The sequence below is a fragment of the Stenotrophomonas sp. 107298_Sma genome, from assembly GCF_056480345.1.
The window spans coordinates 4,210,991-4,235,902 of sequence record NZ_CM151094.1; the positions used below are offsets into that span (position 1 = coordinate 4,210,991).

Annotated in this window: 28 protein-coding genes; 12 read left to right on the plus strand and 16 right to left on the minus strand. The window is 67.4% G+C overall.

What is annotated here, in order from left to right; translation table 11 throughout:
• Nucleotides 1-136: 136 nt before the first annotated feature.
• A complete protein-coding gene (locus ACZK2G_RS19495) occupies nt 137-1,279 on the minus strand; it encodes an alpha-D-ribose 1-methylphosphonate 5-triphosphate diphosphatase (protein ID WP_478474158.1) in 1,143 nt (380 codons plus the stop codon).
• Nucleotides 1,280-1,379: 100 nt separating this feature from the next.
• Between ACZK2G_RS19495 and phnF the strand changes: the two genes are divergently transcribed.
• Nucleotides 1,380-2,126, plus strand: a complete 747-nt coding sequence (phnF, locus tag ACZK2G_RS19500; protein ID WP_253078597.1) for a phosphonate metabolism transcriptional regulator PhnF — start codon at nt 1,380-1,382, stop codon at nt 2,124-2,126.
• 40 nt (nt 2,127-2,166) lie between these two features.
• Here phnF and ACZK2G_RS19505 read toward each other — a convergent pair whose 3' ends face one another.
• The 4 genes from ACZK2G_RS19505 to ACZK2G_RS19520 form a co-directional block, all read right to left on the minus strand.
• Nucleotides 2,167-3,321: a TIGR03364 family FAD-dependent oxidoreductase gene (locus tag ACZK2G_RS19505; RefSeq protein ID WP_253078598.1), complete on the minus strand. Its 1,155-nt coding sequence runs from the start codon at nt 3,319-3,321 to the stop codon at nt 2,167-2,169.
• Between the two features lie 11 nt (nt 3,322-3,332).
• The gene (locus ACZK2G_RS19510) at nt 3,333-4,628 is read right to left on the minus strand and encodes a DUF5690 family protein (RefSeq protein WP_136639393.1); all 1,296 of its coding nucleotides are present in this window, start codon (nt 4,626-4,628) and stop codon (nt 3,333-3,335) included.
• Entirely contained in the window at nt 4,625-5,314 is a 690-nt protein-coding gene (locus tag ACZK2G_RS19515; protein ID WP_478474159.1) for an HAD hydrolase-like protein, read from the minus strand. The genes ACZK2G_RS19510 and ACZK2G_RS19515 overlap by 4 nt, the downstream gene beginning before the upstream one ends.
• 89 nt (nt 5,315-5,403) lie before the next feature.
• Complete coding sequence (locus ACZK2G_RS19520) at nt 5,404-6,309, minus strand: LysR substrate-binding domain-containing protein (RefSeq protein WP_046986034.1); 906 nt, start codon at nt 6,307-6,309, stop codon at nt 5,404-5,406.
• Nucleotides 6,310-6,407: 98 nt separating this feature from the next.
• On the opposite strand from ACZK2G_RS19520, the gene ACZK2G_RS19525 reads away from it, so the two are divergent.
• A complete protein-coding gene (locus ACZK2G_RS19525; protein ID WP_046986035.1) occupies nt 6,408-6,599 on the plus strand; it encodes a hypothetical protein in 192 nt (63 codons plus the stop codon).
• Here the strand turns inward: ACZK2G_RS19525 and ACZK2G_RS19530 are convergent.
• Nucleotides 6,596-8,149, minus strand: coding sequence for an alkaline phosphatase (locus ACZK2G_RS19530; RefSeq protein WP_478474160.1), 1,554 nt, complete (start codon nt 8,147-8,149; stop codon nt 6,596-6,598). The two genes, ACZK2G_RS19525 and ACZK2G_RS19530, sit on opposite strands and share 4 nt — an antisense overlap.
• A 120-nt stretch (nt 8,150-8,269) precedes the next feature.
• On the opposite strand from ACZK2G_RS19530, the gene ACZK2G_RS19535 reads away from it, so the two are divergent.
• Complete coding sequence (locus tag ACZK2G_RS19535) at nt 8,270-9,064, plus strand: D-alanyl-D-alanine carboxypeptidase family protein (RefSeq protein ID WP_136639397.1); 795 nt, start codon at nt 8,270-8,272, stop codon at nt 9,062-9,064.
• A 5-nt stretch (nt 9,065-9,069) separates the two neighbouring features.
• Here ACZK2G_RS19535 and ACZK2G_RS19540 read toward each other — a convergent pair whose 3' ends face one another.
• Both ACZK2G_RS19540 and ACZK2G_RS19545 read right to left on the minus strand, forming a co-directional pair.
• Nucleotides 9,070-9,663, minus strand: a complete 594-nt coding sequence (locus ACZK2G_RS19540) for a TetR/AcrR family transcriptional regulator (RefSeq protein ID WP_046986037.1) — start codon at nt 9,661-9,663, stop codon at nt 9,070-9,072.
• 16 nt (nt 9,664-9,679) lie between these two features.
• Nucleotides 9,680-10,276 carry an NAD(P)H-dependent oxidoreductase gene (locus tag ACZK2G_RS19545; RefSeq protein WP_478474161.1) on the minus strand — a complete coding sequence of 199 codons (597 nt, stop codon included), beginning with the start codon at nt 10,274-10,276 and terminating at the stop codon, nt 9,680-9,682.
• 127 nt (nt 10,277-10,403) lie between these two features.
• On the opposite strand from ACZK2G_RS19545, the gene ACZK2G_RS19550 reads away from it, so the two are divergent.
• Complete coding sequence (locus tag ACZK2G_RS19550) at nt 10,404-10,934, plus strand: hypothetical protein (RefSeq protein ID WP_478474162.1); 531 nt, start codon at nt 10,404-10,406, stop codon at nt 10,932-10,934.
• A 75-nt stretch (nt 10,935-11,009) separates the two neighbouring features.
• On the opposite strand, the gene ACZK2G_RS19555 is transcribed toward ACZK2G_RS19550, so the two are convergent.
• On the minus strand, nt 11,010-11,837 hold the full coding sequence (locus ACZK2G_RS19555) for an isocitrate lyase/PEP mutase family protein (RefSeq protein WP_136639398.1): 828 nt from the start codon (nt 11,835-11,837) through the stop codon (nt 11,010-11,012).
• A 166-nt stretch (nt 11,838-12,003) separates the two neighbouring features.
• Between ACZK2G_RS19555 and ACZK2G_RS19560 the strand changes: the two genes are divergently transcribed.
• The 5 genes from ACZK2G_RS19560 (at nt 12,004) to accC (ending at nt 15,852) form a co-directional block, all read left to right on the plus strand.
• Entirely contained in the window at nt 12,004-12,750 is a 747-nt protein-coding gene (locus ACZK2G_RS19560; protein WP_478474163.1) for a DOPA 4,5-dioxygenase family protein, read from the plus strand.
• A gap of 319 nt (nt 12,751-13,069) precedes the next feature.
• Nucleotides 13,070-13,519: a type II 3-dehydroquinate dehydratase gene (gene aroQ, locus ACZK2G_RS19565; protein WP_046986041.1), complete on the plus strand. Its 450-nt coding sequence runs from the start codon at nt 13,070-13,072 to the stop codon at nt 13,517-13,519.
• The gene (locus ACZK2G_RS19570; RefSeq protein WP_006397182.1) at nt 13,519-13,941 is read left to right on the plus strand and encodes a lysozyme inhibitor LprI family protein; all 423 of its coding nucleotides are present in this window, start codon (nt 13,519-13,521) and stop codon (nt 13,939-13,941) included. The genes aroQ and ACZK2G_RS19570 overlap by 1 nt, the downstream gene beginning before the upstream one ends.
• Nucleotides 13,942-13,994: 53 nt before the next feature.
• Nucleotides 13,995-14,474 (plus strand): acetyl-CoA carboxylase biotin carboxyl carrier protein, encoded by a 480-nt coding sequence (gene accB, locus ACZK2G_RS19575; RefSeq protein WP_006397184.1) that lies wholly within the window; start codon nt 13,995-13,997, stop codon nt 14,472-14,474.
• 10 nt (nt 14,475-14,484) lie between these two features.
• On the plus strand, nt 14,485-15,852 hold the full coding sequence (gene accC, locus ACZK2G_RS19580; RefSeq protein WP_006397186.1) for an acetyl-CoA carboxylase biotin carboxylase subunit: 1,368 nt from the start codon (nt 14,485-14,487) through the stop codon (nt 15,850-15,852).
• Between the two features lie 134 nt (nt 15,853-15,986).
• Here accC and ACZK2G_RS19585 read toward each other — a convergent pair whose 3' ends face one another.
• A complete protein-coding gene (locus tag ACZK2G_RS19585; protein ID WP_065723554.1) occupies nt 15,987-16,361 on the minus strand; it encodes a hypothetical protein in 375 nt (124 codons plus the stop codon).
• Nucleotides 16,358-17,320 carry a hypothetical protein gene (locus ACZK2G_RS19590; RefSeq protein WP_046986043.1) on the minus strand — a complete coding sequence of 321 codons (963 nt, stop codon included), beginning with the start codon at nt 17,318-17,320 and terminating at the stop codon, nt 16,358-16,360. Before ACZK2G_RS19590 ends, ACZK2G_RS19585 begins: the two co-directional genes overlap by 4 nt.
• Before the next feature lie 164 nt (nt 17,321-17,484).
• On the opposite strand from ACZK2G_RS19590, the gene prmA reads away from it, so the two are divergent.
• The 3 genes from prmA to fis all read left to right on the plus strand — a co-directional run bounded on the left by prmA (nt 17,485) and on the right by fis (nt 19,605).
• Nucleotides 17,485-18,405 carry a 50S ribosomal protein L11 methyltransferase gene (gene prmA, locus ACZK2G_RS19595; protein ID WP_046986074.1) on the plus strand — a complete coding sequence of 307 codons (921 nt, stop codon included), beginning with the start codon at nt 17,485-17,487 and terminating at the stop codon, nt 18,403-18,405.
• A gap of 42 nt (nt 18,406-18,447) precedes the next feature.
• A complete protein-coding gene (locus tag ACZK2G_RS19600) occupies nt 18,448-19,215 on the plus strand; it encodes a DUF3426 domain-containing protein (RefSeq protein WP_136639401.1) in 768 nt (255 codons plus the stop codon).
• 114 nt (nt 19,216-19,329) lie between these two features.
• The gene (gene fis, locus ACZK2G_RS19605) at nt 19,330-19,605 is read left to right on the plus strand and encodes a DNA-binding transcriptional regulator Fis (protein ID WP_006397198.1); all 276 of its coding nucleotides are present in this window, start codon (nt 19,330-19,332) and stop codon (nt 19,603-19,605) included.
• Between the two features lie 128 nt (nt 19,606-19,733).
• Here fis and ACZK2G_RS19610 read toward each other — a convergent pair whose 3' ends face one another.
• The 5 genes from ACZK2G_RS19610 to ACZK2G_RS19630 are packed head-to-tail and all read right to left on the minus strand — an operon-like array spanning nt 19,734 to nt 24,882.
• The gene (locus ACZK2G_RS19610) at nt 19,734-20,729 is read right to left on the minus strand and encodes a phosphatidate cytidylyltransferase (RefSeq protein ID WP_136639402.1); all 996 of its coding nucleotides are present in this window, start codon (nt 20,727-20,729) and stop codon (nt 19,734-19,736) included.
• Entirely contained in the window at nt 20,726-21,355 is a 630-nt protein-coding gene (locus ACZK2G_RS19615) for a lysophospholipid acyltransferase family protein (protein ID WP_478474165.1), read from the minus strand. The genes ACZK2G_RS19610 and ACZK2G_RS19615 overlap by 4 nt, the downstream gene beginning before the upstream one ends.
• Nucleotides 21,356-21,368: 13 nt before the next feature.
• Nucleotides 21,369-21,806 (minus strand): hypothetical protein, encoded by a 438-nt coding sequence (locus tag ACZK2G_RS19620; protein ID WP_295381672.1) that lies wholly within the window; start codon nt 21,804-21,806, stop codon nt 21,369-21,371.
• The gene (locus ACZK2G_RS19625; RefSeq protein ID WP_295381684.1) at nt 21,803-23,107 is read right to left on the minus strand and encodes a phosphatase PAP2/dual specificity phosphatase family protein; all 1,305 of its coding nucleotides are present in this window, start codon (nt 23,105-23,107) and stop codon (nt 21,803-21,805) included. Before ACZK2G_RS19625 ends, ACZK2G_RS19620 begins: the two co-directional genes overlap by 4 nt.
• Nucleotides 23,108-23,130: 23 nt before the next feature.
• The gene (locus tag ACZK2G_RS19630; protein WP_478474167.1) at nt 23,131-24,882 is read right to left on the minus strand and encodes a bifunctional alpha/beta hydrolase/class I SAM-dependent methyltransferase; all 1,752 of its coding nucleotides are present in this window, start codon (nt 24,880-24,882) and stop codon (nt 23,131-23,133) included.
• Between the last annotated feature and the right edge of the window lie 30 nt (nt 24,883-24,912).

A 24,912-nucleotide genomic window follows, 5' to 3' on the forward strand; every position in this document is an offset into this window, starting at 1 on the left:
CGATGGCGGCGGCAAGGGAAAGTGGGCCACTCCGGCGGGAGCGGCGATGGCGGCCACTTTCGATCAGTGCGGTGAAGCGCAGGCGGCATCCACTAGGCAGGTCGGGGCAGCTGTCTAGGTGTTCGCACCGCGGCGGCTACTGGGCCAGCAGGCGACGGCCGGCCACCCAGACCTCGGCCACGTAGTCCGGCGTGGACCCACGCACCCGCAGCAGGTCGGCGCGCAGGCCTTCGCCGATGCGACCGCGATCCTGCAGGCCCAGCGCCTGCGCCGGCGCATGGCTGACCGTGGCCACCGCACGTGGCAGGCTCCAGCCCAGCTGCGCGCACAGCACGCCCAGCGCCGGCAGCAGGCTGGCGGGCACATAGTCGGAGGACAGCACATCGAGGCAGCCGGCACGTGCCAGTTCCAGCGCCGCCACGTTGCCGGAATGCGAGCCGCCCAGCACCAGGTTGGGTGCGCCGGCGACGATTGTCAGACCGGCTGCACGTGCGGCGGCAGCGGCCTCCAGCGTGGTCGGGAACTCGCAGATGCGTGCACCACAGGCCACGGCTTCATCTACATCCGCAGCCACCGTGTCGTCGTGGCTGGCCAGGCACAGGCCGCGGCTGCGCACCCACTGCAGCACCTGTTGCAGGTGTGCTTGACGATAGCGCGCCTGTTGCGCACGGCGTGCCTGCAGCAGCTCATCCAGGTAACCGGTCTTCGTGTCGGTCGGCAAACCGTAGTAGGCCGCATAGCGCTGCAGATTCCGGAACTGGCGCTGCCCCGGCGTGTGATCGGTCAGCGACAGAAGGCGCACCGCCGGATCATCCAGCAGTGGCTCCAGCAATGGCAGCAACCCGGAATACGGCAGCTCGGCACGCAGGTGCAGGTAGTGGTCGCTGCGCAGGCCGCCGGCGCGGCGCGCCTCAACCAGCGCCGCATGGGCGGCCTGCAGGCTGCGCACGCGCACGCTGTCGGCTTCCACGTCGCCCACCGCCAAGGCATCGCAGGCCGTGGTGATGCCAGCAGCCAGCAACTGCGCATCGTGCGCCTGCACGGCCGCCGCGGCGGGAAACGCCACGCCCGGGCGCGGCACCAGGTGTTTCTCCAGATTGTCGGTATGCAGCTCGACAAACCCCGGCATCAGCCAGTCGCCGCCACAGTCTTCTGCGCCCGGCAGCCCCACCCGCCCCTGCCCCACCGCGCGGATACACGGCCCGTCCAGCACCACGTGGCCGTGCACGACCTCGTCGGCCAGCACCAGCTTCAGGTTGTCGAGAATGCGCTCGCCCATGGATTTCGCCGTCTGTGTCATGCCGTTGCAACCGCAACGCGTTGATATGCCCGCACGTGCAGTGCACCTGTCTAGTCCAGCAGCCGCAGATGGAGGTTTGATGACCATGACCGACCCGGCCCTGACGCCGCGCGATTCGGCGCTGCCGCTGTGGCAGCAGATCGAACAGGCGCTGCTGCGGCAGATCCGCGAACGCCAGCTGGTGGAAGGCGACCAGCTGCCCTCGGCGCAGGAACTGGCCACGCGCTTCGCAGTCAACCGCCATACCGTGCGGCGCGCGATCGAGGCGTTGGAGGAGCGTGGCTACATTCGCACCGAAACCGGCCGCGGCAGCTTCGTGCAGGAGCATCCGTACCACTACCCGATCAGCCGACGCACGCGTTTCGGCCGGGCCATGCATGACCTGAACGTAGAAAGCCACTACACCCTGATCGATACCCGGGTGCAGGTGCCCAGCCGCCAGGTAGCGCGCGCGCTCGGCCTGATCGCTGGCGAGCGCGTGCATCGGGTGGTGTACTCCAGCCAGGTGGAAGACCGTACTGTGGACCACAGCGAAGCCTATTTCCCGGCCACCCGCTTCCCGGGGCTGGGCGAGGTGTTCGCACGCACGCCGTCGGTGACCCGCACGCTGGCCGCATTCGGGGTGACCGACTACCTGCGCCGGCACACCACGGTGATGGCGCGCCTGCCCGATGCCGAGGTCGCGCGCGTGCTCGGGCAATCGACGCGACGGCCGGTGCTGTGCGTGCATTCGCTGAATGTCGATCCACAGGGGCAAGCGGTGCAGTTCGGCATCACCTGCTTCGCCGGTGACTGGGTGCAGCTGATGGTCAGCAGCGACCTCTAGCGAAAGCGCGGCGGGCATTGCACCCGCCGCGTGCAGCGCCTCAGGCTGCGCGCCGCAGCGCCGTGTAGCGGCCGTCCACCAGCTCTTCGGCCAGACCGAAGCTGAGCGTCATGCCCAGACCACCGCCACCGATGGCGTTGACGATGGTCACGCCCGGTGCCGGCTCGGCGACGAATTCGCTGCTGCCATCCAGCAGCTTGGGATAGATGCCGTGCCAGGTCTGCGCAATGCGCGCGTCGGGTACCTGCATGAAACGGGACAGGTAATCGAGCACCTTCTGGTTGATGGCGTGCTCATCGAACGGATCGTGCGTATGTGCGTAGGCATGCGAATCACCAATGGTGATTTCACCCTGGCCGTTCTGCGCGGCCATCACGTGGATGCCGAGCTCGATCAGGTCGGCATGCTCGGCCTGGTAACGCGCCTGCAACGGCGCGACATCGGCGGCCTCGCGGAATCCGGCGTAGTGCACCAGCGACAGGCCGCCACAGAGGGCCGCACCCAGGCGGAACCCGGACGGCTGTGCGGCCAACCGCAGCATCTGCAGCTTGCAGCGGGTCAATGGTGCTGCCGCGTACCGCTCCGGATACAACTGCTCGAACTCCGGACCGCTGCAGACGAACACCTGATCCGCCTCGAACAGGCGGCTGCCGGACCACACCCGACCGCTCTCCACCGCCGTTACCGGCGTGCGCCAATGGAACTGCACACCGTGCTGTTCATGCAGCACGTCCGGCAGCGCGCGGATCGCCTGGCGCGGATCGACCACCAGCTCATCGGCATTGAACAGCGCGCCGCGCAGCTCGCGCGCCACCAATGCCGGCGACTTCGCCAGCGCCGCATCCCGATCCAGCAGGCGGCATGGGCGCAGCTGCGCATTGGCCGTCGCATACTGCTGCAGCACGGCCCATTCGTCGTCGGCATGGGCCACATGCAACGAGCCACTGGGATCGTGCCAGAGGCCGGCCACGTCGATCAGCTCCTGCCAGATCTGCCGCGAGCGCAGCGCGCGCTCATACAGCGGTCCATTGGGCACGCCGATCGGCCAGACCATGCCGAAGTTGCGGATGGAGGCGCCGACAGCGCGTTCATGGCGCTCCAGCACGGTGACCTTGCAGCCACGCACGGCCAGCGCGCGGGCCACGGCCAGGCCGACGATGCCGGCACCGACCACGAGGGCGGTTGTGTTCTTCATGGGTGATGGACTCAGACGGAGGCGAGTGCTGGCATGCGGGCCAGGCGCAGCGCCTTGTGGTGGAAGTACAGCAGGGACAGCAGCAGGCAGGCACCGCCCAGCAGCGACAGATGGATGACCGCACTGGAGAAAAAGCGCACCCACGACAGCTGCAGGCCAGAGAATTCGTGGCCAAGCAGGACCAGCACACTGCCCAGGTAGCCGAACGCATCGGCCAGGTACATCACGAAGCCGACGTTGCCAGCGACCTTGAAGGTGGCGATCAGGCGTTCGAAGAACACGCAGTTGAAGGGCACGTAAGCCAGGTACAGGCCGAAGCCCACCAGGCCCAGCCACGCCAGCGGATGCAGCATGCCTTCGCGAAACGCCAGCGTGCTCAGTCCTGCAGTGGCCAAGCCGATGAACATCAGCGCGTGCAGCGCCATCAGGCCGTTGAGGTTGTTGCGGAACCAGGTCAGGCCGGCGGTCAGTGCCAGCACCGCGAACGCCACCGGCGTTTCGATGGCGGCGAACACGCCGGCGCTGCCACCGTAGCCCAGCTCGCGGAACAGCTCGGCTTCAAAGCTGTCGCGGAAATCGCGGACCACGGTCAGGCACACGTAGCACAGGATCATCAGCGCCAGCCCCGGCAGGAAGCGGCGCACGAAGGCGCGACGCTGCGCTCGGTCCATCGGTAGCCGCGGCGAGCGCTCGCGCAGGTCGGCGGCATCCGGGGCGGGAATGCGTTCCAGCATGCGTACCGACACCAGCAGCAGCGGCAGGAACAGCAGGCCGCACAGGAACGGCATCCAGAACTCGCTAACGCCCTGCAGCAGCAGCCATTTTCCGACCGACTTCACCACGCCGGAGGCCATGATGAAACTGGAGGCGAGGATCGCGCCCATCGCTTCGGTGGTCCGTCGCCCTTCCAGGTAGCTGAACACCAGGCCCCACACCATGCCCAGCGGCAGGCCGTTGAGGAACAGGAACGGGATGTTCCACGGCGCCGGCACCAGCGCGAAGCCGAGCAGTGCCAACCAGGAAATGCCGATCAGGCCCAGCAGCAGGCTGGCGCGGCGCTCGGCGCGCAGTTCGCCGATCACCCGCACGCCGATGAACTTGCTGCACATGTAGCCCAGCACCTGCGCCACCACCAGCCACACCTTGTAGTCGGCGCCGAACAGATGCTGGTCATCGAACGATGCGGCGGCGAATGGCTTGCGGAAGGCATACATGCATGCATAGGTGGACAGCGCGGCACTGCCGGCGAACACCGTCAGCGCCAACCGATGCCCCTGCAGCCGAGCCCGCAGCGAGGGCCGGCTCATGCAGCGGCGACCGTGCCGGAACGTGCCAGGCCGAGCAGCGCCGGCAGGCGGTCGAGGTGGTCGATGATGTGGTCCGGACCATGCGGCAGCAGTTCCGCACGGGTGAACGCACCGGTTGTGACCGCGATGTTCAGGCCGACGCCGGCATTGCGGCCTTCGTTGATGTCGACCTCGGTGTCGCCCACCTTCACTACAGCGGCGGCGTCATCCACATCGGTGCGCTGCATCAGCGCATGGATCATGTACGGCGCGGGGCGACCCATCGGGACCTCATCGCTGGCCACCAACACATCGATGCGATCCTGCCAACCGAGCCGCTCGATGATCACCTCGGCAATGTCACGCGAGAAGCCGGTATCCAGGCCGATGCGGATGCCGTGCGCGCGCAGCGTTTCGAACAGTACCTCGGCACCCGGCAGCGGCGCGATGCCCGGTGCATGGCGGTAGCACTCGAGCATGCGCGCCACGAAGTCGGCATGGATCGGCGCCACGTGCGGGTCGTCCACCGCAGTCCCCAACAGGCGGGCGATCGCCTGCGGCTTGGGGTAGCCCATCAACGGGCGCACGTGCTCTACGTCGATGGCGTGGCCGGCGGCGGCCATCGCTTCAACGAAGGCGCGGGCGACCAGTCCCGGGTCGGCAACGGTGGTTCCGGCGATATCAAGAACGGCGAGGCGGTAGCGCATGGCGGCAGGCGGTGTTGGGTGGAGGTGCCCAGCTTCGCCGCGGCCGGCCACGCCCTGATGACAGCGGCCGGACAGGCCGGTGCACCTGTCTAGCCGTGCGGCCCTTGCCCTGCCATGTGCCGCACGTGCTCGGCGGCCTGCGCATGCAGCCAGTCGCGGAAAGCAAGGAAGCCACGATGGCTGGCCGAGCGCTGCGGGTACACCAGCCAATGCGGCCACGCCGTCTTCAGGCGCTGGCTGGACAGCGCAACCAGCTGGCCGGATTCCAGCAGCAGGCGTGCCCGGGTCACCCGTCCGAGCGCCACGCCCACGCCATCCAGCGCCGCGCGATGGTGCGCTTCCGAATCATCCAGCACCGCCACGAAGCGCGGCGGCGGGCTCTGCCCGCTCAAGGCGAACCACGCGCCCCACGCGCCGTCAGGATCACCCAGCAGTGGCCACTGGGTCAGCGGTACGCGGTCGATACCGCCCATGCGTTCAATCAGCGCCGGGCTGGCCATCGGCAGCAGCCACTCGTCAAACAATGGCTCCACCACCAGCCCGGGCCAGTGCCCGCTGCCCAGCCGCAGCGCCGCGTCGAACTGCCGCTGACGCTCGAAATCCACCAGGCGCTCACTCGACTGCAGGTTGATCTCGATCTGTGGGTGCTCAGCCACGAAGTGGCCCAGGCGCGGCACCAGCCAGGCCGACGCCATCGATGGCACCGCGCTGATCGTCAGCACGTGCTCGGCACGCGCGGCATAGGGCTGGAAGGCTTCGTTGATCGCATCCAGGTGCGGACCCACCTGGTCGAGCAGGCGCTGCCCCTCAAGGGTGAGGGTGACACCACGTGGCTGGCGGACCAGCAGCGGCTGCCCGAGCCGCTCTTCCAGCTGGCGCATCTGATGGCTGAGTGCACTGACGGTCAGGTTCATCGACGCCGCCGCGCGCGACAGGTTGCCAAGCCGGGCGGCAGCCACGAAACCCTGCAGGGCATGGAGGGGTGGGCGGGACATCAGGCTTGAATTCCTCTCAAGGCAAGCTTGCGGAAATGTCGCTTTTTCGCCTTCCATGCTGCCCGTATCGTGCAATCCACTCAAGTGGAGGTACGCACATGAACATCTTCAGCGGCCTGTTGTTCCTGCATGGCCATGTGACCAACGCCGAGCTGGCGCGGCAACTGGCCAGCCCTTCCCCGTCGCCGTCCCCGCCGCCCAGCAGCACTCCCGGTAGTGCCGGCCGCTGGCCGGCAGCGGCAAGATGCCCGGTCACCGAGGTTGCCGGCCAGCGGCAGGCACTACCCTAGCGCTGCAGTGCTTCCTGCACCGCCGCAGCCACGTCGGTGTTGTCGATGTAACGGCCGTCGTTCCAGCGCACATGCTGGCGGTAGCCCTCGTCGACGCCCCGCACGCGCTGGCCCAGCAGCTCCGACCCTGCCCCCTTGGCCCACAACGGCACCAGTGCATTGGAATGGTTGCCGGTGGGACGGAAGCTCATCCCCGGCATGCGTCCACGGCCGTTGTTGCGCACCGGCTCGAAGGCCACGCTCTGTGCATCCGGGCCCATCGGCATGCTGTTGTCGTGGTCGGTGGTGACGATCAGCAGGGTGCGTTCCCAGCCACCGTTGCGTTCGATCCACTCGATCACTGCTGTCACCGCGTCGTTGAACTCCACGGTTTCCTCGATCAGCCGGCCGTACTGCGGCTGGTCGCCGCACTGGCCGTAGTGCCATTCGGTGCCGCAGGCGCTGGTATGCGCGGCCCAGTCGGTAGCGCCACCTTCCACCATCAGGAACAGGCCCTCGGCCGAACGCTGCTGCAGGAACTGCAGCGCACCGCGGGTCATGGTTGCAAGATCCGGCACGCTGTCGATCTTCCTCACACCAGAAGGCGTGGCCGCATCCTTGCCCAGCACCTGCAGCTGGCGCGCCTGCTGCAGCGTGTTGGCCACGCGCGGCACGCCGATCAGCGGCCGGTCGGTCGGCAGCCGTCCCTGCGCCAGCGCAGCGAACGCCTCCTTGCTGCGGATCAGGCGCCACGGCCCGGACGGATTACCGGCGATGGTGCTGCCCGCTTCCAGCTGCTGCCAATCCTGCTGCGACACCCACTCCCACGGGTTCGCACAGCCCTCGGCCTTCACCGCGCCCGCGCCCGCGCCTTCGTCACAGGCATGGCCATCAACGCTGTAGCCGGGACCACCAGTACCCATCACCAGGTCCATGTGGCCCTGCGCCAGCATCTGGTGCGCAATGGCGTGATAGTTGTTGCGCGATTCGTTCTGCGCAGCGAACGCGGCCGGCGTGGCATGTGCGAACGGCACCGAGGTGACCACGCCGGTGGCCATGCCCAGGCGCTTGGCATGCAGCGTATTGAATTCCACCGCGTTGCCATCGTTGCTGTAGTTGATGGCGTTGTTGTAGGTCTTGATGCCCGAGGACAACGCCGTGCCCGCCGCTGCACTGTCGGTGGCGACCGCGGCCAGGTACTGGTAGCCGGCGAACGGCAGGTCCTGCGCGGGAACCGGGGAGTCATCCCATGCTTTGGCCGCGTCGTAGCCGAGGGTCTGCGCGTTGTCGCGGGTCGGCTGGCTGCTGGCGTTCAACGGATAGGTGGTCACGGCGAGGCGCTGCGGGAAGTCCGCATAGGGGGCGCCTTCGCGGCTGCCGTACTGCCAGTAGGCAGCCGCGTCCCAGGTGCCCCAACCGGCACCGTCGTTGATCATCACGATCACGTTGTGCGGGCGCGTGGTGCTGGCCGCAGCGGTATCGGCGCGCAGGTTCGGCTGACAGCCACCGAGCGCGAGCAGCGCGAGCAGCAGAGAGGAAGGGAGCCAACGGCGTGGCATGTGTGCAGTCATCGGAGGTCCCGTCAGGCCAGTGGCGGCCCATTATTTCGAACGTTATATCATTTCAATATTGCAGCTTCATGCAGCCGATGCGCACTATCCTGCGAGCTTCCCCTCGCCACCGCAGCATCCATGCCGTCTTCTTCCCCTGCACGCGCGCCTCTCTCCTTCATCACCCTCGATGCCGCCACCTTCGAGGTGATCCATCAGGACAACGCCGGGGTCGCGCGGCAGCCGGCGTCGCTGACCAAACTGATGACCGCCTACGCAGCGTATGCGTGCATCGAAGAAGGGGGTCGCACATGGGACGAGGCGGTCACCATTGCCGCCGAAGACGTGCACGCGGTGGCCGATGATGAAACGCGGATGGGCCTGGTGCCCGGCGAAAGGGTCAGCCTGGCACGCTTGCTGGAAGGGTTGATGATCGTCTCCGGCAATGATGCGGCGCTGGCCATCGCGCGTCATCTGGACGGATCACAGTCTGCATTCCTGGACCGCATGAACCGGCACGCACGCCAGCTCGGCCTGCGCAGCACCTGGTTCGCCAGCGTCTCCGGCATCACCACGCCACACCATGCGTCCAGCGCCCGCGACATGGCAGTGCTGGCGGCCTGCCTGCTGAACGATCATCCGCAGATTCTGGCCGTCACCGCACAGCGCGCGTTCGCGCACGGCAGCTTCAGCCGCAACAACCAGAATGCCCTGCTTGGCGATGACGGCGTGGATGGCTTGAAGACCGGCTACACCCAGGCCGCGGGCTTCTGCCTGGCCGCCACCGCCTGCCAACCTGTGCCACGGCGCGCGCATCCGGTACGGCTGATCACAGTGGTGCTTGGCTCGGACAGCCGCGACGCACGCGATGCTCTGGTACGCGAACGGCTGGCCGCCGGATTCGCTGCGCTGGCCGGCAGCAGCGCCGACGCCTGAGCGGCTCAGCGCCGTTTGACGGTGGCCACGATCAGGCGTTGCAACTCATGTTCGGCCTCCATCTTGTCCAGGGCACCGGCGGCTACCCCTTCTGACAGGGTTTCGGCAGCACCGAGAATCGCCCAGCGTCCCGCCAACGGCACGGTGCCATCGGCGGCGAACGGGCCCAGCCAGGCGTCGCAGTTGTTGATGAAGTCCTGCTGGTAACGCCGCCGCACTTCGTGCAGTTCCGGCGCGCCCACCAGCGCTGCGAGGATGCCCTGCACTTCACTGCCCTGGCTGAGGATGCAATCGATGTAGCCGGAGGCGATGGCTGCCGCGCGGTCGGCCAGCTGCGCCCGGGCGCGGCCGATGCGCTCGTGGAACACCACCGTCTGCCGGCCGTCGTAGTCATCGTAGAGCGCGGCCAGCAATCCGTTGCGGGTTACGAAGTGATCGTAGGCCACCGGCTTGGTCACGCCCGCGGCCTCGGCCAGCCGCCCCAGCGTCAGCGCGTCGGTACCTTCGTCGCCAACCAGCGCCCAGGCCACATCCAGCAACTGGCGGGCGCGTTGCTCGCGGGTCAATCGGCGGCGCGTGGGAGCGGCGTTGGCAGGCATCGGCGGGACACGGCGATCAGTGCATTGGAGTTCCGATTTTACGGCCGATCTCCCCTGCCGACTGCAGATGCGCTTCGGCCGCACCGGAATCAGCGTCCAGCAACAGGTCAGACGACAGCACGCGCGCGCCGCAATAGTCGAAGATGCCCATGTCGATCTGGGCCTTCATCGCCGCGCCGTAGCCGCGTCGTTCGATCATGTCCGCGCCCGCGCCGCCGATCCCGACCAAGTGCACGCGCAACCGTCGCAGCTTCTTCTGCACCTTGCCATCGGCACCGTCCTGGTAGGCCCAGCCTTGGGCGAATACACGATCGATCCATCCCTTCAGCAGCGCGGGGAATGACCACCAGTACAGCGGGTAGACCAGTACCAGTGTGTCGGTGGCGTCCAGCCGCGCCTGCTCGGCGGCGACGTCGGCCGGAACTGCGCCGGTGCCACGGAACAGGGCCTGGTCCTGTGGGTTGAAGCGTGGATCGAAACCTTCGGCCATCAGGTCGGCGTGGGTCACGGTGTTGGCGGCATCCGCCGCGGTGATGGCTTCGCCGATGCGCTTGGCGATGGCATGGGTCAACGAGCCGGATTCAGGATGGGCGGTAACGATGAGGCTGTGCATGGGGGATGTCCGGAATTCACTAACTACCAATAGTAAGTAGTGATTGTCGGGATACCAGCGCCATGCGTGGGACGCTGTTTCCGCATCCGCCGTATAGTGCGGCGGTTCCCCCCAGAGATAGCCGAGAATGGATCGACGCCCGCTTCTCCCATTGCTGGCCCTGCTGCTGTCGGTAGTGCTGCCATCGGCCTTCGCAGGCGAACTCAGCCCCAGCGATTCAAAGGCATTGCGTCAGGACGTGCAGGCGATGCTGGATGCGTTCGGTCGCGGCGATGCGGAGATGATCATCGCGCGCACCCACCCCAGCCTGAAGCAGCTGGCCGGAGGCGATGATGCCTATGCACGGATGACCCGCGATACCGTGAAGGAACTGCGCAAGTCGGTCACCGTCATCAGCGACGAAGCCGGCATGCCCGGCCGCACCTACGCCGCTGGCGGCGAAGAGGTCAGCTTCGTGCCACGCCAGTCACTGTTGCGCGTGCGCGAATCGCCGATACGCAGCACCTCGTTCATGTTCGCTGTACGCCGCGTGGGAACTGCGGACTGGCGTTATCTCGATGGCACTGCGCTGCTGGACAACCCCGGGCTGCTGCGGCAACTGCTGCCGGCGCTGGAGCCGGAAGTGTCCATGCCCAAGGGCGGGATCGAGGCGCTGTAGTCGCGGGCTCATCCGTCCACGCATCGCGTGGACCTGCTGCCAATCTGCTCACCTGGGCCGGCACCCAGGTTTCCGTCAGCGGAACAGCGTATTCAACGCCGCGCCCGGGGCCGCCTGCTGCAGGCCATCGAAGCGGCCGCCCTGCACGATAGGCTGGGTGGCCTGCATCAAGCCACCCCAGGCCGCACGCGCCAGCGCACCGCCGAGACTGACCCGGCGCACGCCGAGTGCGGCGATGTCCTGCAGGCTCAGCGGCGTCGGCCCACCGACCAGCAGGTTCACCGGCTTCGAGCCCGCAGCGGCGACTACCGCACTGATCTGTTCGCGTGTACTGATGCCCGGTGCATACAGCACATCGGCACCCGCTTCGGCATAGGCGCGCAGCCGCTGCAGTGCGTCCTGCAGATCGGGCACTCCGACGAAGAAGTTCTCCGCCCGGCCGACCAGCAGCACCTCGCCGCCGGCACGGTCGATGGCCGAGCGCGCTGCACGCAGGCGCTGGACCGCCTCGTCGATCGGCCTCAACGGCGCATCGGCCACGCCACTGGCGTCCTCGATCGACAACGCGGCTACGCCAGTATCGATTGCCGCCGCCACGGCCTCCTCCACCGCGCGCGGTGTGGCGCCAAAGCCATCACCGAAATCGGCGTTCAACGGCAATGGCGTCGCCGCCACCATCAGCCGCAGATGTTCCAGCGTGGCCTGCAGCGAAACCGCGCCGTCTGGCCGCCCCTCGCTCCAAGCGCACCCGGCGCTGGTCGTGGCCAGCGCCTGGAAGCCCTGCCGCTGCAGGTAGCGGGCGCTGCCCACATCCCACGGATTGGGCAGCACGAAACAACCCTGTGCGTGCAGTTGGCGGAAGGTCGCGCGCTTGCGCCGGGTGTCGGCATCGGGCGAGGTCATGGCGGGCTCCAGGGCGGCAGACCTGCACCCTAGCCCGTCGATCGGCCGCGCTCAATGACAAGGGGTGAACGGGCATGAGGTGATACCGCCTGCTTATTGGACGCTGCCGAGGCAGGTGCCTGAGCGTGCTTGCCTGCCCCCGATGCACGCTGCCATGGAGCCCTTCATGCAACCGGACCCACAGACCTCCGCCACCAACGCCCTGTTTGCTGCCGACGACGATGCCCAGTGGGCCGACCTGCTCTCGCCCACGCGCCGCCGGCTGATCGCCTCGGCCGGGCTGGCCGCCGGTGGCCTGGCCAGTGCCAGCGCGGCGGCCGCCCCGGCAGCCGCGCGCGCCGAAGCGGCGGCGAACACCACCGAGCCGGGCCGCCCCGGTTTCCGAGCCATTGTTCCGCCCGCGCCCCAAGGTCGCAGCCCTTGGGGCGAGGCCACGGTCAGCGAGCCGACTCCGCGTCCAACCAGTGTGCGCCCCGGCGAGGCCACCCTGCCGGCCACCCCGCGTGCCTACACCGATATCAGGAGCTATCACGCGCATATCTACTTCGACGAGGACAGCTTCGAGAAGGCGGCCCTGTTGCGGCGCTGGGCGGCCGAGCGCTTCCCGGTGGAGCTGGGCAACTGGAACCTGGAGCCGCGCGGCCCGCACGTCACGCCCTCGTTCTATTTCGGCTTCACCAACGACCTGCTGCCGGTGCTGGTGCCCTGGCTGCAGCTCAACAGCCTGGGCCTGACCATCCTGATCCATCCCAATACCGGTGATGGCCGCGCCGACCATCTGTATTACGCGTTGTGGGTGAACCGCGCGCAGCCGGTGAACGCCTACAACTGGCCGGCACCGAAGCCGGGGGAACGGGAGCCCTTGGAGGAGGTGTTCCCGAACGTTGTACCAACGGTGCCGCTGGAGACCTGAGCGGCCCGGTACCAGGAGGCTTCGTGGTGGGTGTGTCGCTTGCTGCGCACCGAACTCCGCCATCCACGCATGGCGTGGATCTACGGCATCACGGCCCATTGCGGCAGCCGCCATCGCCCGGCCTGCCGCCATCGTCGGCCTACGTGCATGCATCCCCGGCCTGCAAGGCGTTCAGCGCGCCTTGATCCAGCGCCCGCCATACGGCCACAAGCGCTCCGGCAGATTTCAAACGCTCGATTGAAACGCTGCAAACTTCGCCGAACTGGACAGCATCCACCGGTTCCGCCAGACTGCCGCCCTTTCCCGTCTTCCGGATCCCATGGCGAAGCTGCTGGTCCTGCACGGCCCCAACCTCAACCTGCTCGGCACCCGCGAGCCGGAGGTCTACGGCCACACCACGCTGGCCGACATCGACCAGGCCCTGGCAGCCCAGGCGTCCGCTGCCGGGCACGCCATGGAGAGCCTGCAGTCCAACGCCGAGCACGTCCTGGTGGACCGCGTGCAGGCCGCGCGCAATGACGGAACCGCTTTCATCCTGATCAATCCGGCCGCCTTCACCCACACCTCGGTGGCCCTGCGCGATGCGCTGGCAGCGGTGGCGGTGCCGTTCATCGAGATCCACCTGTCCAACCCGCATACCCGCGAACCGTTCCGCCAGCACAGCTACTTCAGTGACAAGGCCGTGGGCGTGGTCTGTGGCTTCGGTGCCGACAGCTATCGCTATGCGATGGATGCAGCGCTGGCACGCGTGCGGGTGGCCGGCGCGTGATGATGCTGCCGCGCGTGCTTGCCAGCGTCGTGCTGTGGGCCGGCATCTGCGGCGCGGCCACGGCGTTCGACCGCAAGGACGAAGGCATCGACTGTGCGCACCCGACCACTACGATGGAGAGCGACCTGTGCGCCTCGGACGTAGCGGCGGCTGCAGACGCTGAACTCAATACCGTGTACGCCCAGGCGCGCCAGCAGCTGCGCACGCCGGACCACGGTGGCAGCTGCAGCTACTGCGGCGAGGCCGAACAGCAGCTGGTGCTGGCCCAGCGTGCCTGGATGCAGCTGCGCGACCACGACTGCAACGCCGTCTATGCCCTCAATTCCGATGGCACGGCGCGCAACGGCGCACAGATGCGCTGCCTGATCACCCTCGCGCGCGACCGTACGCGGCAGCTGCGCGAGTTCTACGAACTGCTTTGACCCGAGCGCGACGCGCTTCCCACCACACTGACATCAAGAGCAAAGAGGCCACCATGGATCTCCGCAAAATCAAGAAGCTGATCGACCTGCTGGAAGAGTCGAACCTGGCCGAAATCGAAATCAAGGAAGGCGAAGAGTCGGTGCGCCTGTCGCGTGCCCCGGTGGCCGGCTATGCCGCACCGATGCCGGCACCGGTGTATGCCGCCCCGGCCGCCCCCGCACCGCAGGCGATGCCGATGCAGTCGCCGACCGAAGCCTCCACCGGCGGCACCGCCAAGCCGGGCCCGGCGCTGCCGGAAGGCCACGTGCTGCGCTCGCCGATGGTCGGCACCTTCTATGCCTCGGCCGCCCCGGACAAGCCGGCCTTCGTCAGCGTTGGCCAGCAGGTCAAGGAAGGCGAAACCCTGGCCATCATCGAAGCGATGAAGATGTTCAACCCGATCGAGGCCGACAAGTCCGGCACCATCGTCGCCATCCTCGGCGAGAACGGCCAGCCGGTGGAGTTCGACCAGCCGCTGTTCGTGATCGGCTGAGGGGCACGCCATGCTCGACAAAGTCGTCATTGCCAACCGAGGGGAAATCGCGCTGCGCATCCTGCGCGCGTGCCATACCCTGGGCATCCGCACGGTGGCCGTGCATTCCACGGTCGACCGCAACCTCAAGCACGTGGCCATGGCCGACGAGTCGGTCTGCATCGGACCCGCGCCGTCGCCGCAGAGCTACCTCAACATCCCGGCGCTGATTGCTGCCGCTGAAGTCACCGACGCCCAGGCCATCCACCCGGGCTACGGCTTCCTGTCGGAGAACGCCGACTTCGCCGAGCGCGTGGAGGAGTCCGGCTTCATCTTCATCGGCCCCAAGGCGGACACCATCCGCATGATGGGCGACAAGGTCGAAGCCATCCGCGCGATGAAGTCCGCCGGCGTGCCGTGCGTGCCTGGCTCGGGCGGCCCGCTGGGCGATGACATCGTCGCCAACACCAAGATCGCCCGTGAGATCGGCTACCCGGTCATCATCAAGGCAGCCGGTGGCGGTGGTGGCCGCGGCATGCGCGTGGTGCACGCCGAAGCCTCGCTGAAGACCTCCATCGAAACCACCAAGAGCGAGGCCAAGGCCGCGTTCGGCAATGGTGAGGTCTACATGGAGAAGTTCCTGGAAAATCCGCGCCACGTGGAGATCCAGGTGCTTGCCGACGGCCAGGGCAACGCCATCCACCTGGGTGAGCGCGACTGCTCGATGCAGCGCCGCCACCAGAAGGTGGTGGAAGAAGCACCGGCACCGGGCATCAGCGCCGAGCAGCGCGAGCAGATCGGCAAGGTGTGCACCGAAGCCTGCGTGCGCATCGGCTACCGCGGTGCCGGCACGTTCGAGTTCCTGTACGAAGATGGCCGCTTCTACTTCATCGAAATGAACACCCGCATCCAGGTGGAGCATCCGGTCACCGAAATGGTCACCGGCATCGACCTGGTGGCCGAGCAGCTGAAGATCGCCGCCGGCCAGAAGCTGTCGATCAAGCAGAGCGACGTGGTACTGACCGGCCATGCGATCGAGTGCCGCATCAACGCCGAAGATGCTGAAACCTTCGTGCCGAGCCCGGGCACCATCACCGGCTTCCATCCGCCGGGCGGACCCGGCGTGCGCGTGGACACCCACATCTACAGTGGCTACCGCGTGCCGTCGAACTACGACTCGATGATCGGCAAGCTGATCGTGCACGGTCCGGACCGCGAGACCGCCATCGCCCGCATGCGGGTGGCACTGAGCGAAATGGTGGTGGACGGCATCAAGACCAACATCGCGCTGCAGCAGCGGATCATGCGCGACAAGGGCTTCCAGGCCGGTGGCCAGAACATCCACTACCTGGAAAAGCGCCTTGCCGAACGCAAGAACAAGCCGATCGCGCTGACCTGATCGGCGCCAGGTGCTGGACATGAAAAGGGCGGGGATATCCCCGCCCTTTTCTGTTTCTCTTCCGCTACCGCCGGACCATGCCCGGCGAAATGACAACGAAGCGCGAGGCCGCCGGGCATGGCTCGGCGCTACCTTCAGCGCGCGTCGGCCGCCGTCGCCGGAATCTGCGACTTTGCCAACGGGCGGACGCCATTGGGCGAGGTCGGGTCGACGATCACCATGGTCTCGGTCGAGCCGTCGGGCCACACCACCTGGAAGGTGCTGCCGGCCGGCAGCGAGGCGAACGGCATGCCGCTCTGCGCGCGATACACCGCTGCGACCTGGCTAGCGCCCGCGCGGCGCACGTCTTCCTGCGCCTTCACCGTGGTCAGCTCCACCTTCGACAGATGCCGGTAGCGATCTTCATAGGTGTCGATCATCAACAGGCCAACCGCACCGGCCGAATAGGCCACGAACAGCGCCACCCAGAACCAGAATTTGGCCCCATGCAGGAATCGACGGTAATTCATTGCCCGTCCCTCTTTCCAACCAATCGCTTGATCCATTGCCTCATCTTCCCCGCACCTTGCCGCGAAACCGCAGCGTCATACACGAAATCCCGGAAATCCTGCGTTCCATCCTGCGAACAGATCCCTCCGTTCGCACAAAAACTGTTGACCAGCACGCTGTCTGCTCCACACGGTAGACCGAGTTCGCAGGCCGCAAGCCGCCATGCCAGTTCACTGAGCTGTTCGCCGGCCACCAGGCCGTTCAGCGCACGATCGCCCGAGGCGCGCACCCCCATGCCCGGCGCGATGGCCATGAATGCCTCCGGATCGCGCGACGTGCGCACCCGCTCGACCAGGTCGCGGCGGTACTCGGGGCTGTCCTGCAGCGGCTCGCCTTCGGCGAACAACGCTGCCTCGGCTGCCAGGTTGCCCTGCTCCGCCGCCTTGCGCCGTTCGGCAAGCACCAGCGGCGGCCCCAGCTTGTCGCCAGGCACAAAGCCACCGCAGCGCTGCGCGACACGTTCGCGTGCCTGCACCATCGCCGGCGCCGCGGTCAGCCCCGATCCGGCCAGCACGTTGTTGTCCAGGCGGTAGCCGCCCGGGTCGACCGCATACTGTGCGCAGTAGTCATAGACACGGCTGAGCATCCAGCGCGCCTCGTGGTTGCCCTCATCGGCCTGCACGCGCAGGCGCTGCGCGTAGGCATACAGATCGGTGGCATCTTCGATATCGGCACGGAGATCCAGTGGCAGGCCTGAAGGCAGGGCGTTGCCGCGCTCGAAGGCCGCCAGCCGGCGCGCCAGTGCTTCCGGCATTACCTGCAACGCTGCTGCGCTGTCATCGGCGACCGCGACGCCCGGCAGGTCTGCCTGCACCGTGGACGGCGCCACGTGGCCGCTGGCCCGATAGCCGGCCACGCCCAGCACGGCCACCGCCGGCAGCACGAGCAACCAGGTTTTCAGGGTCGGAGCAAAGGCCATTGGCGGCGGTGGAGCATCAGGGCGCACAGGAAAGCACGGAGTTTAGCAAGGCCCGGCAGGCCTGTCTGAACCGGCGTCGTTCATCCCAGAGCGGCATCTCAGGCAATACGGAGACGCCCCGATGGTCTAGCATGGCCCCCTTTCCCGCGATTGCCCCCACTGCCATGCCGTTCCTGGAACTGACCCTGCGCTGCACCGAAGCGACCCAGCCCCGCTATGAAAACGCGCTGGAGGACGTCGGCGCACTGGCCGTGACCCTGCTTGATGCCGAGGCCGATACCAGCAACGAACAGGCCATCCTCGAGCCGGGTGTGGGCGAAACGCCGCTGTGGGACACCCTGGTGCTGAGCGCGTTGTTCCCCGCCGACAGCAATGCGCTGTTGCTGCTGGCCGCACTGGAAGCATTCGATCCGGAACTGGACTGGAGCGGCGGCAGCTTCCGCGCGGTCGAGGACGAGGACTGGGAACGCGCCTGGCTGGACCAGTTCCAGCCGATGGATTTCGGCAGCCGGACCTGGATCGTGCCGTGGAACCATGAACTGCCAGAGGCCGCGCAGTCCGCCGATGCCGCCGTGGTGCGACTGGATCCGGGCCTGGCGTTCGGTTCGGGCACCCACCCGACCACCGCGCTGTGCCTGCGCTGGCTGGACCAGTTGGCCGTGGATGGCCTGCTGCAGGGCCAGCGCGTGCTCGACTTCGGTTGTGGCTCGGGCATCCTCGCGCTGGCCGCACTGAAGCTGGGCGCGGCTGAGGCAATCGGCGTCGACAACGATCCGCAGGCACTGGTGGCCACCGCCGACAACGCCGAGCGCAACGGCGAACAGGCACGCATGCACGTGTACCTGCCGCAGGACGAACCCGTCGCGACCTATCCGGTCGTGGTCGCCAACATTCTTGCCTCGGCGCTGGATGCGCTGGCCGAACTGCTGGCCGCGCGCGTCGCTGCCGGCGGTCGCATCGCCCTGTCGGGCATCCTGCACGGCCAGGAAGGCGAACTGCTGCAGCGCTATGCGCCGTGGTTCGACGACCTGCAGGCCACCCAGGACGGCGACTGGATGCGCATCACCGGCGTGCGCCGCGCCTGATCGTGGTTGAATGACCGCTGGATCCGAGCCCGCGCCCTGAGCATGTCCGAGCCGAACCCACCGCGCCGTCCACTGGCCACTTTCCTGCGTCCCACGTCGGAAGGTGATGCCGCGCCTGCGACCGAAACGCACACGCCGGACGCAGCCGCGCCGGTGCCCATTGCTGCAGCACCGGCTGAACCTATCGACCCTGTATCGCAACAGGAAGCGATGAAGCACCACCACGATGACACTGTCATTGCCGATGAAGCGGTGCGCATCGAGCCCGTATCGGCCGCGATACAGGCAACCGCCGTTGCCAGCGACGCGCCCAGCTTCCTCGGTGCCGCGCGCGCGCGCAGGCTGCCGACGCCGCGCTGGCACTGGCTGCTGGTCGCCGGACTGGCCCTGCTGCTGGTTCTGCAAAGCGTGCTTGCCGATCGTGCGCGACTGGCCGCCGACGCCGGCAATCGTGCGTGGCTCGGGGCGCTGTGTGGCGTCCTGCGCTGCACCCTGCCCGCCTGGCATGAACCAACCGCATTCACCATGACCAGCCGCGAGATCCGGCCGCTGCCCAACCAGGCAGGCGTTCTGCAGGTACAGGCCAGCATCCGCAACGATGCACGCTGGGCGCAGGCCTGGCCGGCGCTGCGCCTGTCGCTGTCCGATGCGGATGGCCGGGTGATCGGCAGCGCAGTGTTCACGCCGGCGCAGTATCTGGGTGAAGACCCCGGTGCGGCCCTGCTGGAGCCGGGACAGAGCGCGCGTATTGCCTTCCGTGTACAGGAGCCGGCTGCGTCCACCGTCGCATTCACCTTCGACTTCCTGTGACCAGGATGGACACGACTGGCCGTGGCAGGCCGGGCACGCTCGCGCTAGACTGGCCGCCACCACCTCGTCCGGCCGCGCGCTCCGCGCGCACGGGCAACCGAATCGGGAACCCCCTTGAACGCTGTCCTTTCTCGTCCTGACAACAGTCGTGGCGCTGCCCGGCCACCGCTGCGTGAACATGTCGCCCAGTCCGTGCGCCGTTACCTGCGTGACCTTGATGGCTGCGACGCGGACGATGTCTACGAGATCGTGCTGCGCGAGATGGAGATCCCGTTGTTCGTGGAAGTGCTCAACCACTGCGAAGGCAACCAGAGCCGGGCTGCAGCGATGCTGGGCATCCACCGCGCCACCCTGCGCAAGAAGCTGAAGGAATACGGCATCAGCGCGTAAGCGCGCACGAGGGTAGTGCCGGCCCCTGGCCGGCAACCCCATGAACGATGGCAGGATGTTGCAGTTGCCGGCCAGCGGCCGGCACTACCGGTAGATCCACGCCATGCGTGGATGACGGCCCAGCGGCATCAACCGCCGCCGCCTGCCTTCCAGTAGTACCGCACCACGTGGAAGAACACCGGCGCGGCGAAACACACCGAATCCAGCCGGTCGAGCATGCCGCCATGGCCCTCGATCATGTGGCCCCAGTCCTTGATGCCACGGTCGCGCTTGATTGCCGACATCACCAGACCACCCCAGAACCCCATCAGGTTGATCAACAGCGACAGGCCGAAGGCCTGCAGCGGCGTGAACGGGGTGATCCACCATAGCGCCGCCCCCAGCGCGCTGGCACTGAGCACACCACCCACGAAGCCCTCCACCGTCTTCGACGGCGACAGCTTCGGTGCAATCAGGCGCCTGCCCAGCAGCTTGCCCCAGATGTACTGCAGCACGTCCGAGGACTGCACCACGATCACCAGGAAGGCGAACAGCAACACGTTGCGCGAGGGGTCATGGCCGGGCACGTGCAGGTTCAGCAGCAGCGGCACATGCGAGATGCAGAACACGCAGATCATCAGCCCCCACTGCACCTTCGCCGTGCGCTCCAGGTAGTGGGTGGTGTCGCCGCCGATGGTCGACAGGATCGGCAGGAACAGGAACGCATAGACCGGGATCAGCAGTGTGTACATGCCGTACCAGTCGATCCACACCAGGTAGTACTGCCACGGCAGCACGATGTAGAACGCGGCCAGCAGCGCGTAGTAGTCGCCTGAGCGTGTCGGCGCCAGGGTAATGAACTCGCGCAGCGCGAACAGCGAGATGATCGCGAACAGCACGATCACCCCGGCACGGCCGAAGAACAGCGCCAACCCGACCACGATCGCCATCACCCACCAGGCGCGGATGCGCGAGACCAGGTTGGCGATCACTGCGCTCGGCTGCCCACGCCGGCGCCAGCGCAGCGTTTCGGCCACCAGCGTGGCCAGCACCAGCACCGCGCCCACGCCCGCGAACAGCAGGCCGGTCTGCTGGCCGACACTCTGCGTTGCCAGATCGCCAGAGACATCCAACACGAAACTCATGCACGACCTCCATTCGGCGCCAGGTCCAGCAGCGCCTGCCGGCTGCGCGCCAGGAATGCGGCCTTGTCCTCGTCAGCCTGCAGCCGTAGCGGTGTACCGAAGGTGGCCGTACACAGCAATGGCAGCGGCAGGAAACGACCCTTGGGCATCACCCGCTTCAGGTTGTCGATCCACACCGGTACGAACTCCAGCTCCGGCCGTTGCCGTGCCAGGTGAAAGATGCCGCTCTTGAACGGCAGCAACGGCTCGTCGCCCACGTTGCGCGTACCTTCTGGAAACAGGATCAACGAACACCCCTCGTCCACCGCATCACGCAGCACCTGCAGCGGATCCTGCTGGCGATGGCCGGCCTCGCGCTCGACCAGCACACCGTTGAACACCGCATCGATCAGGTAGCGTCGCAGGCCATCGCGCTGCCAGTATTCGGCCGCGGCCACCGGGCGCACCTGGCGCCGCAACGCCGGCGGCATCGACGACCAGATCAGCACGAAGTCACCATGGCTGGCATGGTTGCCGTAGTACACGCGGCGCTCGCTGGACGGTGCACAGCCGATCCACAGCGCACGCGCACCGGTCACCACATGAATCGCACCACTGCAGGCGCGGGCAATCAGTTCGGCGAACATCGGGTCCTCCCGTTCACGTCTGCGGCCACAACACGGCCAGCACCAGCAGCACACCCTGCATGCCTGTCAGCAGGTACTGCCGCAGCAACAGGCGACGCATGCCTGCCCAGCGCAGGTCCCAGCCGCGCAGCGGTGCGTCGGACGATACGCGGCGCAAGCCGCTGTCATGAAGCACCTGATCGATACGGCGCGCGGCGGCTTCGCCTTCCAGCCCTTCATTACGCAGCAGCTTCAGCAGGCTCGCGTCCAACCCAACCCGCCATGCGTGGTACGCCTGTGCAAGCCCGACAACGACACTGAGCAGCAACAGGCCGGCAGCGATCATCGCCAGCCCCGGCTCGATACCGAGCAGCAGCAACGCCACCAGCAACAGGCCCAGCGACAGCAGCGCCGGCCAACGCCCCTGCCTCAGCAGCAACTGCATGGTCGCCAGATCGGGAACCGTACTCATGCGCGCACTCCCGCTGCAGCAGCGATGGCATACAGATGCGCCGTGCCCAGCACGATGCCGGGGCGTGCAGCGCGCACGATCGCCACCGCTGCTTCGGCATCGCCCGCACGGCCACTGCGCAGCAGCCAGGTCGCGACGCTGGCGGCGCTGCGCGAATAGCCCAGTGCGCAGCACACCAGCAACGGTCCGTGTGCACGCAGCCGCTCGATGGCCTCGGCCGCCTCGCGCAGCTGCTCCGGTGCAGGAACCACCAGATCCAGCACCGGCACGCTGGCATACGCGGCGCCCGGCGCGCGGCAGGACAGTTCGGCACAGGCATCGACCACGCCGACCAAGGGTGCCGGCAATGCAGCGCAGGGAATACGCCCCAGCCACACACCATCCATCACCGGCACCGGCTGCGGCGCACGGCGCGTCCACAGCCGCGAATTGATCCAGGCCGCACCCAGGTAGGGCGCCAGCAGCCAGCGCGCCGCCATCGTCAGGCGACCGTCGGCGCGCTTCTGGAACACCGCCATACCGAGCCCCGCATACGCCAACGCCACCAGCAGCAGCGATACCACCGGCCACAGCAGCCACAACGCCGCGCCACGCAGAAGCACCACCGGCATCAGCAATACAGCGGCCCCCAGCAGGTACAGCGCTGCCAGGCGCCAACGTTTTGCATCACGCGCGGTGCGCCAGGCACGCAACGGTGGCGCGCCCTGCTCCGGCCACAGCCAGACGCACAGCCAGCCGGCCAGCAGGCCGGTCGGGATATCGATGAAATGATGCTGGAACGTGGTCAGCACCGAGACGCCGATCAATAGCGCCCACAGATGCAGTACCCAACGCCACACCCCGTGCAGATACTGTGCGAACTTCACCCACAGCACGATGAGCAGCACGATGTGCAGCGACGGCGCCTGGTTGAACGGCTTGTCGAAGCCCAGCAGCACATCGAACAGCCAACCAAACACGCCGCCGATCTCCGGCCGCTCGAAGCTGAAGCGCAGCGGCCACAGCAGGAAGCACGCCACTGCGATCACCTGCGCGCTGAGCAGGCGCAGTGCATGCCGGTCCAGTTCCAGCCGGCGCCTGCACAGGAAGAACGAGATCGCATAGAACAGGTCGATTGACCAGTACGGCACGATTGTCCACGGCACGAACGGAATCTGCGTTTCCCAACCGAACGCCATCACCGGCAGTTCGGCATGGCGGCCGGCCATCCAGTTGGCAAAGCCATAGCTGGCGAAGAAGAACGGACCCAGCAGCGCCAGCCACAACAGGGCGCGCCGCCAGGGGCGCCCTTCCGCGGCCAGCGGGGTTGCAGCGAGCGTCGCCATCACGCGGTCCGGCGCGCCAGCGACACCGTGAAGATGCCGAAGTCGTCGATGCGCTGCGCCACCTTTTCGAATCCAGCCAGGCGCACCAGTTCATCCATCTCGTGCTGGGTCCGGCGGCGCATCACCCACGCTGCGCCACCGCGGTGGCTGGTCAGCGCACGCGCGATGAACTCCAGCTGCGGATGCCACGGCTGGCCGGTGTAGGCCAGATAGCCGCCCGCCGGCACCGTCGCGGCAATGCCCTGCAGCGAGCGCAGCACTGCATCGTTGTCCGGGAACAGTTCGTACAGCCCGGACACCACGGCCAGCGTCGGTGCGGGTTCCACCTTGGCCAGCTGCGCGGGATCGAACGCATCGCCCTGCTCGAAGTGGGCGATGTCGGCCGCACCAAGGCGCTCGATCAAGGCCTGACCCTGGGTCACGTTCAGATCGCTGAAATCACGCAGCACGATGCGCTCGGCGCGCTGTTCGCCCGTTCCCAGCGCTTCCAGCACGTAGCGACCATGGCCAGCAGCCACGTCCAGCACGCGTACCGGCGCGCCCTGCCCGCGCAGGCGCTGGGCAGCATCGCGCAGCAGTTCCTGCAGATGCTTGCCGCGTACACGGATGCCGCGCCAGCCGATTGCATCCAGGTAGTTGCGGTCGACCATGCGACCCAGCGGCCCCTTGCCGCGCGCTTCGTCGCGATAGATGTAGTCGAGCGTGCTGCCCGAATCGAAACCGGTCTGGAGGCCCAGTGCGATGCCTTCAGACAGCGTGCCACCGAAGCGCAGGCCGCCACGCACCACACGCCAGCGCAGGTCAGCCAAGCTGTTGCGCTCTGGCGGCCAGGCCAGGATCTCCGATTCCTCGAACGTTGGCCCGTGCCGGTGCGCGTCGCGCCGTGAAAGTTCGCGCAGCGGCTCCGCAAAGCGCGCCTGGATGAAGCTGCGGATGCGCGCCAGTGCCGGCGCGCGATCACGTTCGCCCAGCGTGTCATGGAAGAAGCCGGGCAGATGCACGCGCTCCTTTGTCGGGCTGGACAGGCGCTCGTAGAAGCGGTCCTGCGGGCCACGGTGCACCACGAAATCGGAGCCGGAGACCAATAGCTGCAGCGGCACGCTGATCGCCTGCGCATCGGCCACGATGCGGTCGGCCGCCTCGTACAGGCCCAGCAGCACGCGCACCGAGATCGGCCGGGTGATCAGCGGGTCGGTGCGGTAGCTTTCCACCCGCGCCGGGTCATGGGTCAGCCACTGCGGCTTGACGTAGCTGTTGACGAAGAAGTTGCCGCGCAGCTTCTGCATCAGCGTCAGCCCAGCGCGCGCGAACGGCACATACAGCTTCACCTTGAACGCCGGCGAGGCCATCACCAGCGCGCGCAGGCGCGGCGCGTAATCGTGCACCCACGTGGCAGCAACCACCGCACCCACGCTCTGCGCGATCACCACGATGTCCTCCACCGCGATGCCGTGCTCGGCGCCGATGTGGGCGATGAAGCTGTCCAGGTCGCGCACCAGCGCGGGGAAGCCCGGTGCATCGCCACGCGCACCCGGCGAACGGCCATTGCCGCGCGCATCCCAGGCGAAGAAGGCGGTGTCGGGCAGGTCCAGCTCATCGACCAGGTGGGTGACACGCCCGGAGTGCTCGTGGCCGCGATGCAGCAGCACGATGGCCTTGGTGGCCGCGGTTGCGGTGGTGCCCGCCCAGTACCGGTAGAACAGCGGTACGTGGTCGAAGCTGTGGAATTCCCGTTCCTGCGCCTGACGCATGCAATCTCCTGATTGTCTTTTTGTATCTGC

Coding starts and splice junctions, on each gene's coding strand:
- accC (WP_006397186.1), top strand. CDS start 14,485: ATGCTCGACAAAGTCGTCATTGCCAACCGAGGGGAAATCGCGCTGCGC.
- ACZK2G_RS19535 (WP_136639397.1), top strand. CDS start 8,270: ATGCCGTCTTCTTCCCCTGCACGCGCGCCTCTCTCCTTCATCACCCTC.
- accB (WP_006397184.1), top strand. CDS start 13,995: ATGGATCTCCGCAAAATCAAGAAGCTGATCGACCTGCTGGAAGAGTCG.
- ACZK2G_RS19540 (WP_046986037.1), bottom strand. CDS start 9,663: ATGCCTGCCAACGCCGCTCCCACGCGCCGCCGATTGACCCGCGAGCAA.
- ACZK2G_RS19550 (WP_478474162.1), top strand. CDS start 10,404: ATGGATCGACGCCCGCTTCTCCCATTGCTGGCCCTGCTGCTGTCGGTA.
- ACZK2G_RS19570 (WP_006397182.1), top strand. CDS start 13,519: ATGATGCTGCCGCGCGTGCTTGCCAGCGTCGTGCTGTGGGCCGGCATC.
- ACZK2G_RS19620 (WP_295381672.1), bottom strand. CDS start 21,806: ATGAGTACGGTTCCCGATCTGGCGACCATGCAGTTGCTGCTGAGGCAG.
- ACZK2G_RS19560 (WP_478474163.1), top strand. CDS start 12,004: ATGCAACCGGACCCACAGACCTCCGCCACCAACGCCCTGTTTGCTGCC.
- ACZK2G_RS19505 (WP_253078598.1), bottom strand. CDS start 3,321: ATGAAGAACACAACCGCCCTCGTGGTCGGTGCCGGCATCGTCGGCCTG.
- ACZK2G_RS19545 (WP_478474161.1), bottom strand. CDS start 10,276: ATGCACAGCCTCATCGTTACCGCCCATCCTGAATCCGGCTCGTTGACC.
- ACZK2G_RS19520 (WP_046986034.1), bottom strand. CDS start 6,309: ATGTCCCGCCCACCCCTCCATGCCCTGCAGGGTTTCGTGGCTGCCGCC.
- ACZK2G_RS19495 (WP_478474158.1), bottom strand. CDS start 1,279: ATGGGCGAGCGCATTCTCGACAACCTGAAGCTGGTGCTGGCCGACGAG.
- ACZK2G_RS19510 (WP_136639393.1), bottom strand. CDS start 4,628: ATGAGCCGGCCCTCGCTGCGGGCTCGGCTGCAGGGGCATCGGTTGGCG.
- ACZK2G_RS19530 (WP_478474160.1), bottom strand. CDS start 8,149: ATGACTGCACACATGCCACGCCGTTGGCTCCCTTCCTCTCTGCTGCTC.
- ACZK2G_RS19600 (WP_136639401.1), top strand. CDS start 18,448: ATGTCCGAGCCGAACCCACCGCGCCGTCCACTGGCCACTTTCCTGCGT.
- ACZK2G_RS19585 (WP_065723554.1), bottom strand. CDS start 16,361: ATGAATTACCGTCGATTCCTGCATGGGGCCAAATTCTGGTTCTGGGTG.
- ACZK2G_RS19555 (WP_136639398.1), bottom strand. CDS start 11,837: ATGACCTCGCCCGATGCCGACACCCGGCGCAAGCGCGCGACCTTCCGC.
- aroQ (WP_046986041.1), top strand. CDS start 13,070: ATGGCGAAGCTGCTGGTCCTGCACGGCCCCAACCTCAACCTGCTCGGC.
- ACZK2G_RS19515 (WP_478474159.1), bottom strand. CDS start 5,314: ATGCGCTACCGCCTCGCCGTTCTTGATATCGCCGGAACCACCGTTGCC.
- ACZK2G_RS19615 (WP_478474165.1), bottom strand. CDS start 21,355: ATGTTCGCCGAACTGATTGCCCGCGCCTGCAGTGGTGCGATTCATGTG.
- ACZK2G_RS19525 (WP_046986035.1), top strand. CDS start 6,408: ATGAACATCTTCAGCGGCCTGTTGTTCCTGCATGGCCATGTGACCAAC.
- prmA (WP_046986074.1), top strand. CDS start 17,485: ATGCCGTTCCTGGAACTGACCCTGCGCTGCACCGAAGCGACCCAGCCC.
- phnF (WP_253078597.1), top strand. CDS start 1,380: ATGACCATGACCGACCCGGCCCTGACGCCGCGCGATTCGGCGCTGCCG.
- ACZK2G_RS19610 (WP_136639402.1), bottom strand. CDS start 20,729: ATGAGTTTCGTGTTGGATGTCTCTGGCGATCTGGCAACGCAGAGTGTC.
- ACZK2G_RS19590 (WP_046986043.1), bottom strand. CDS start 17,320: ATGGCCTTTGCTCCGACCCTGAAAACCTGGTTGCTCGTGCTGCCGGCG.
- ACZK2G_RS19630 (WP_478474167.1), bottom strand. CDS start 24,882: ATGCGTCAGGCGCAGGAACGGGAATTCCACAGCTTCGACCACGTACCG.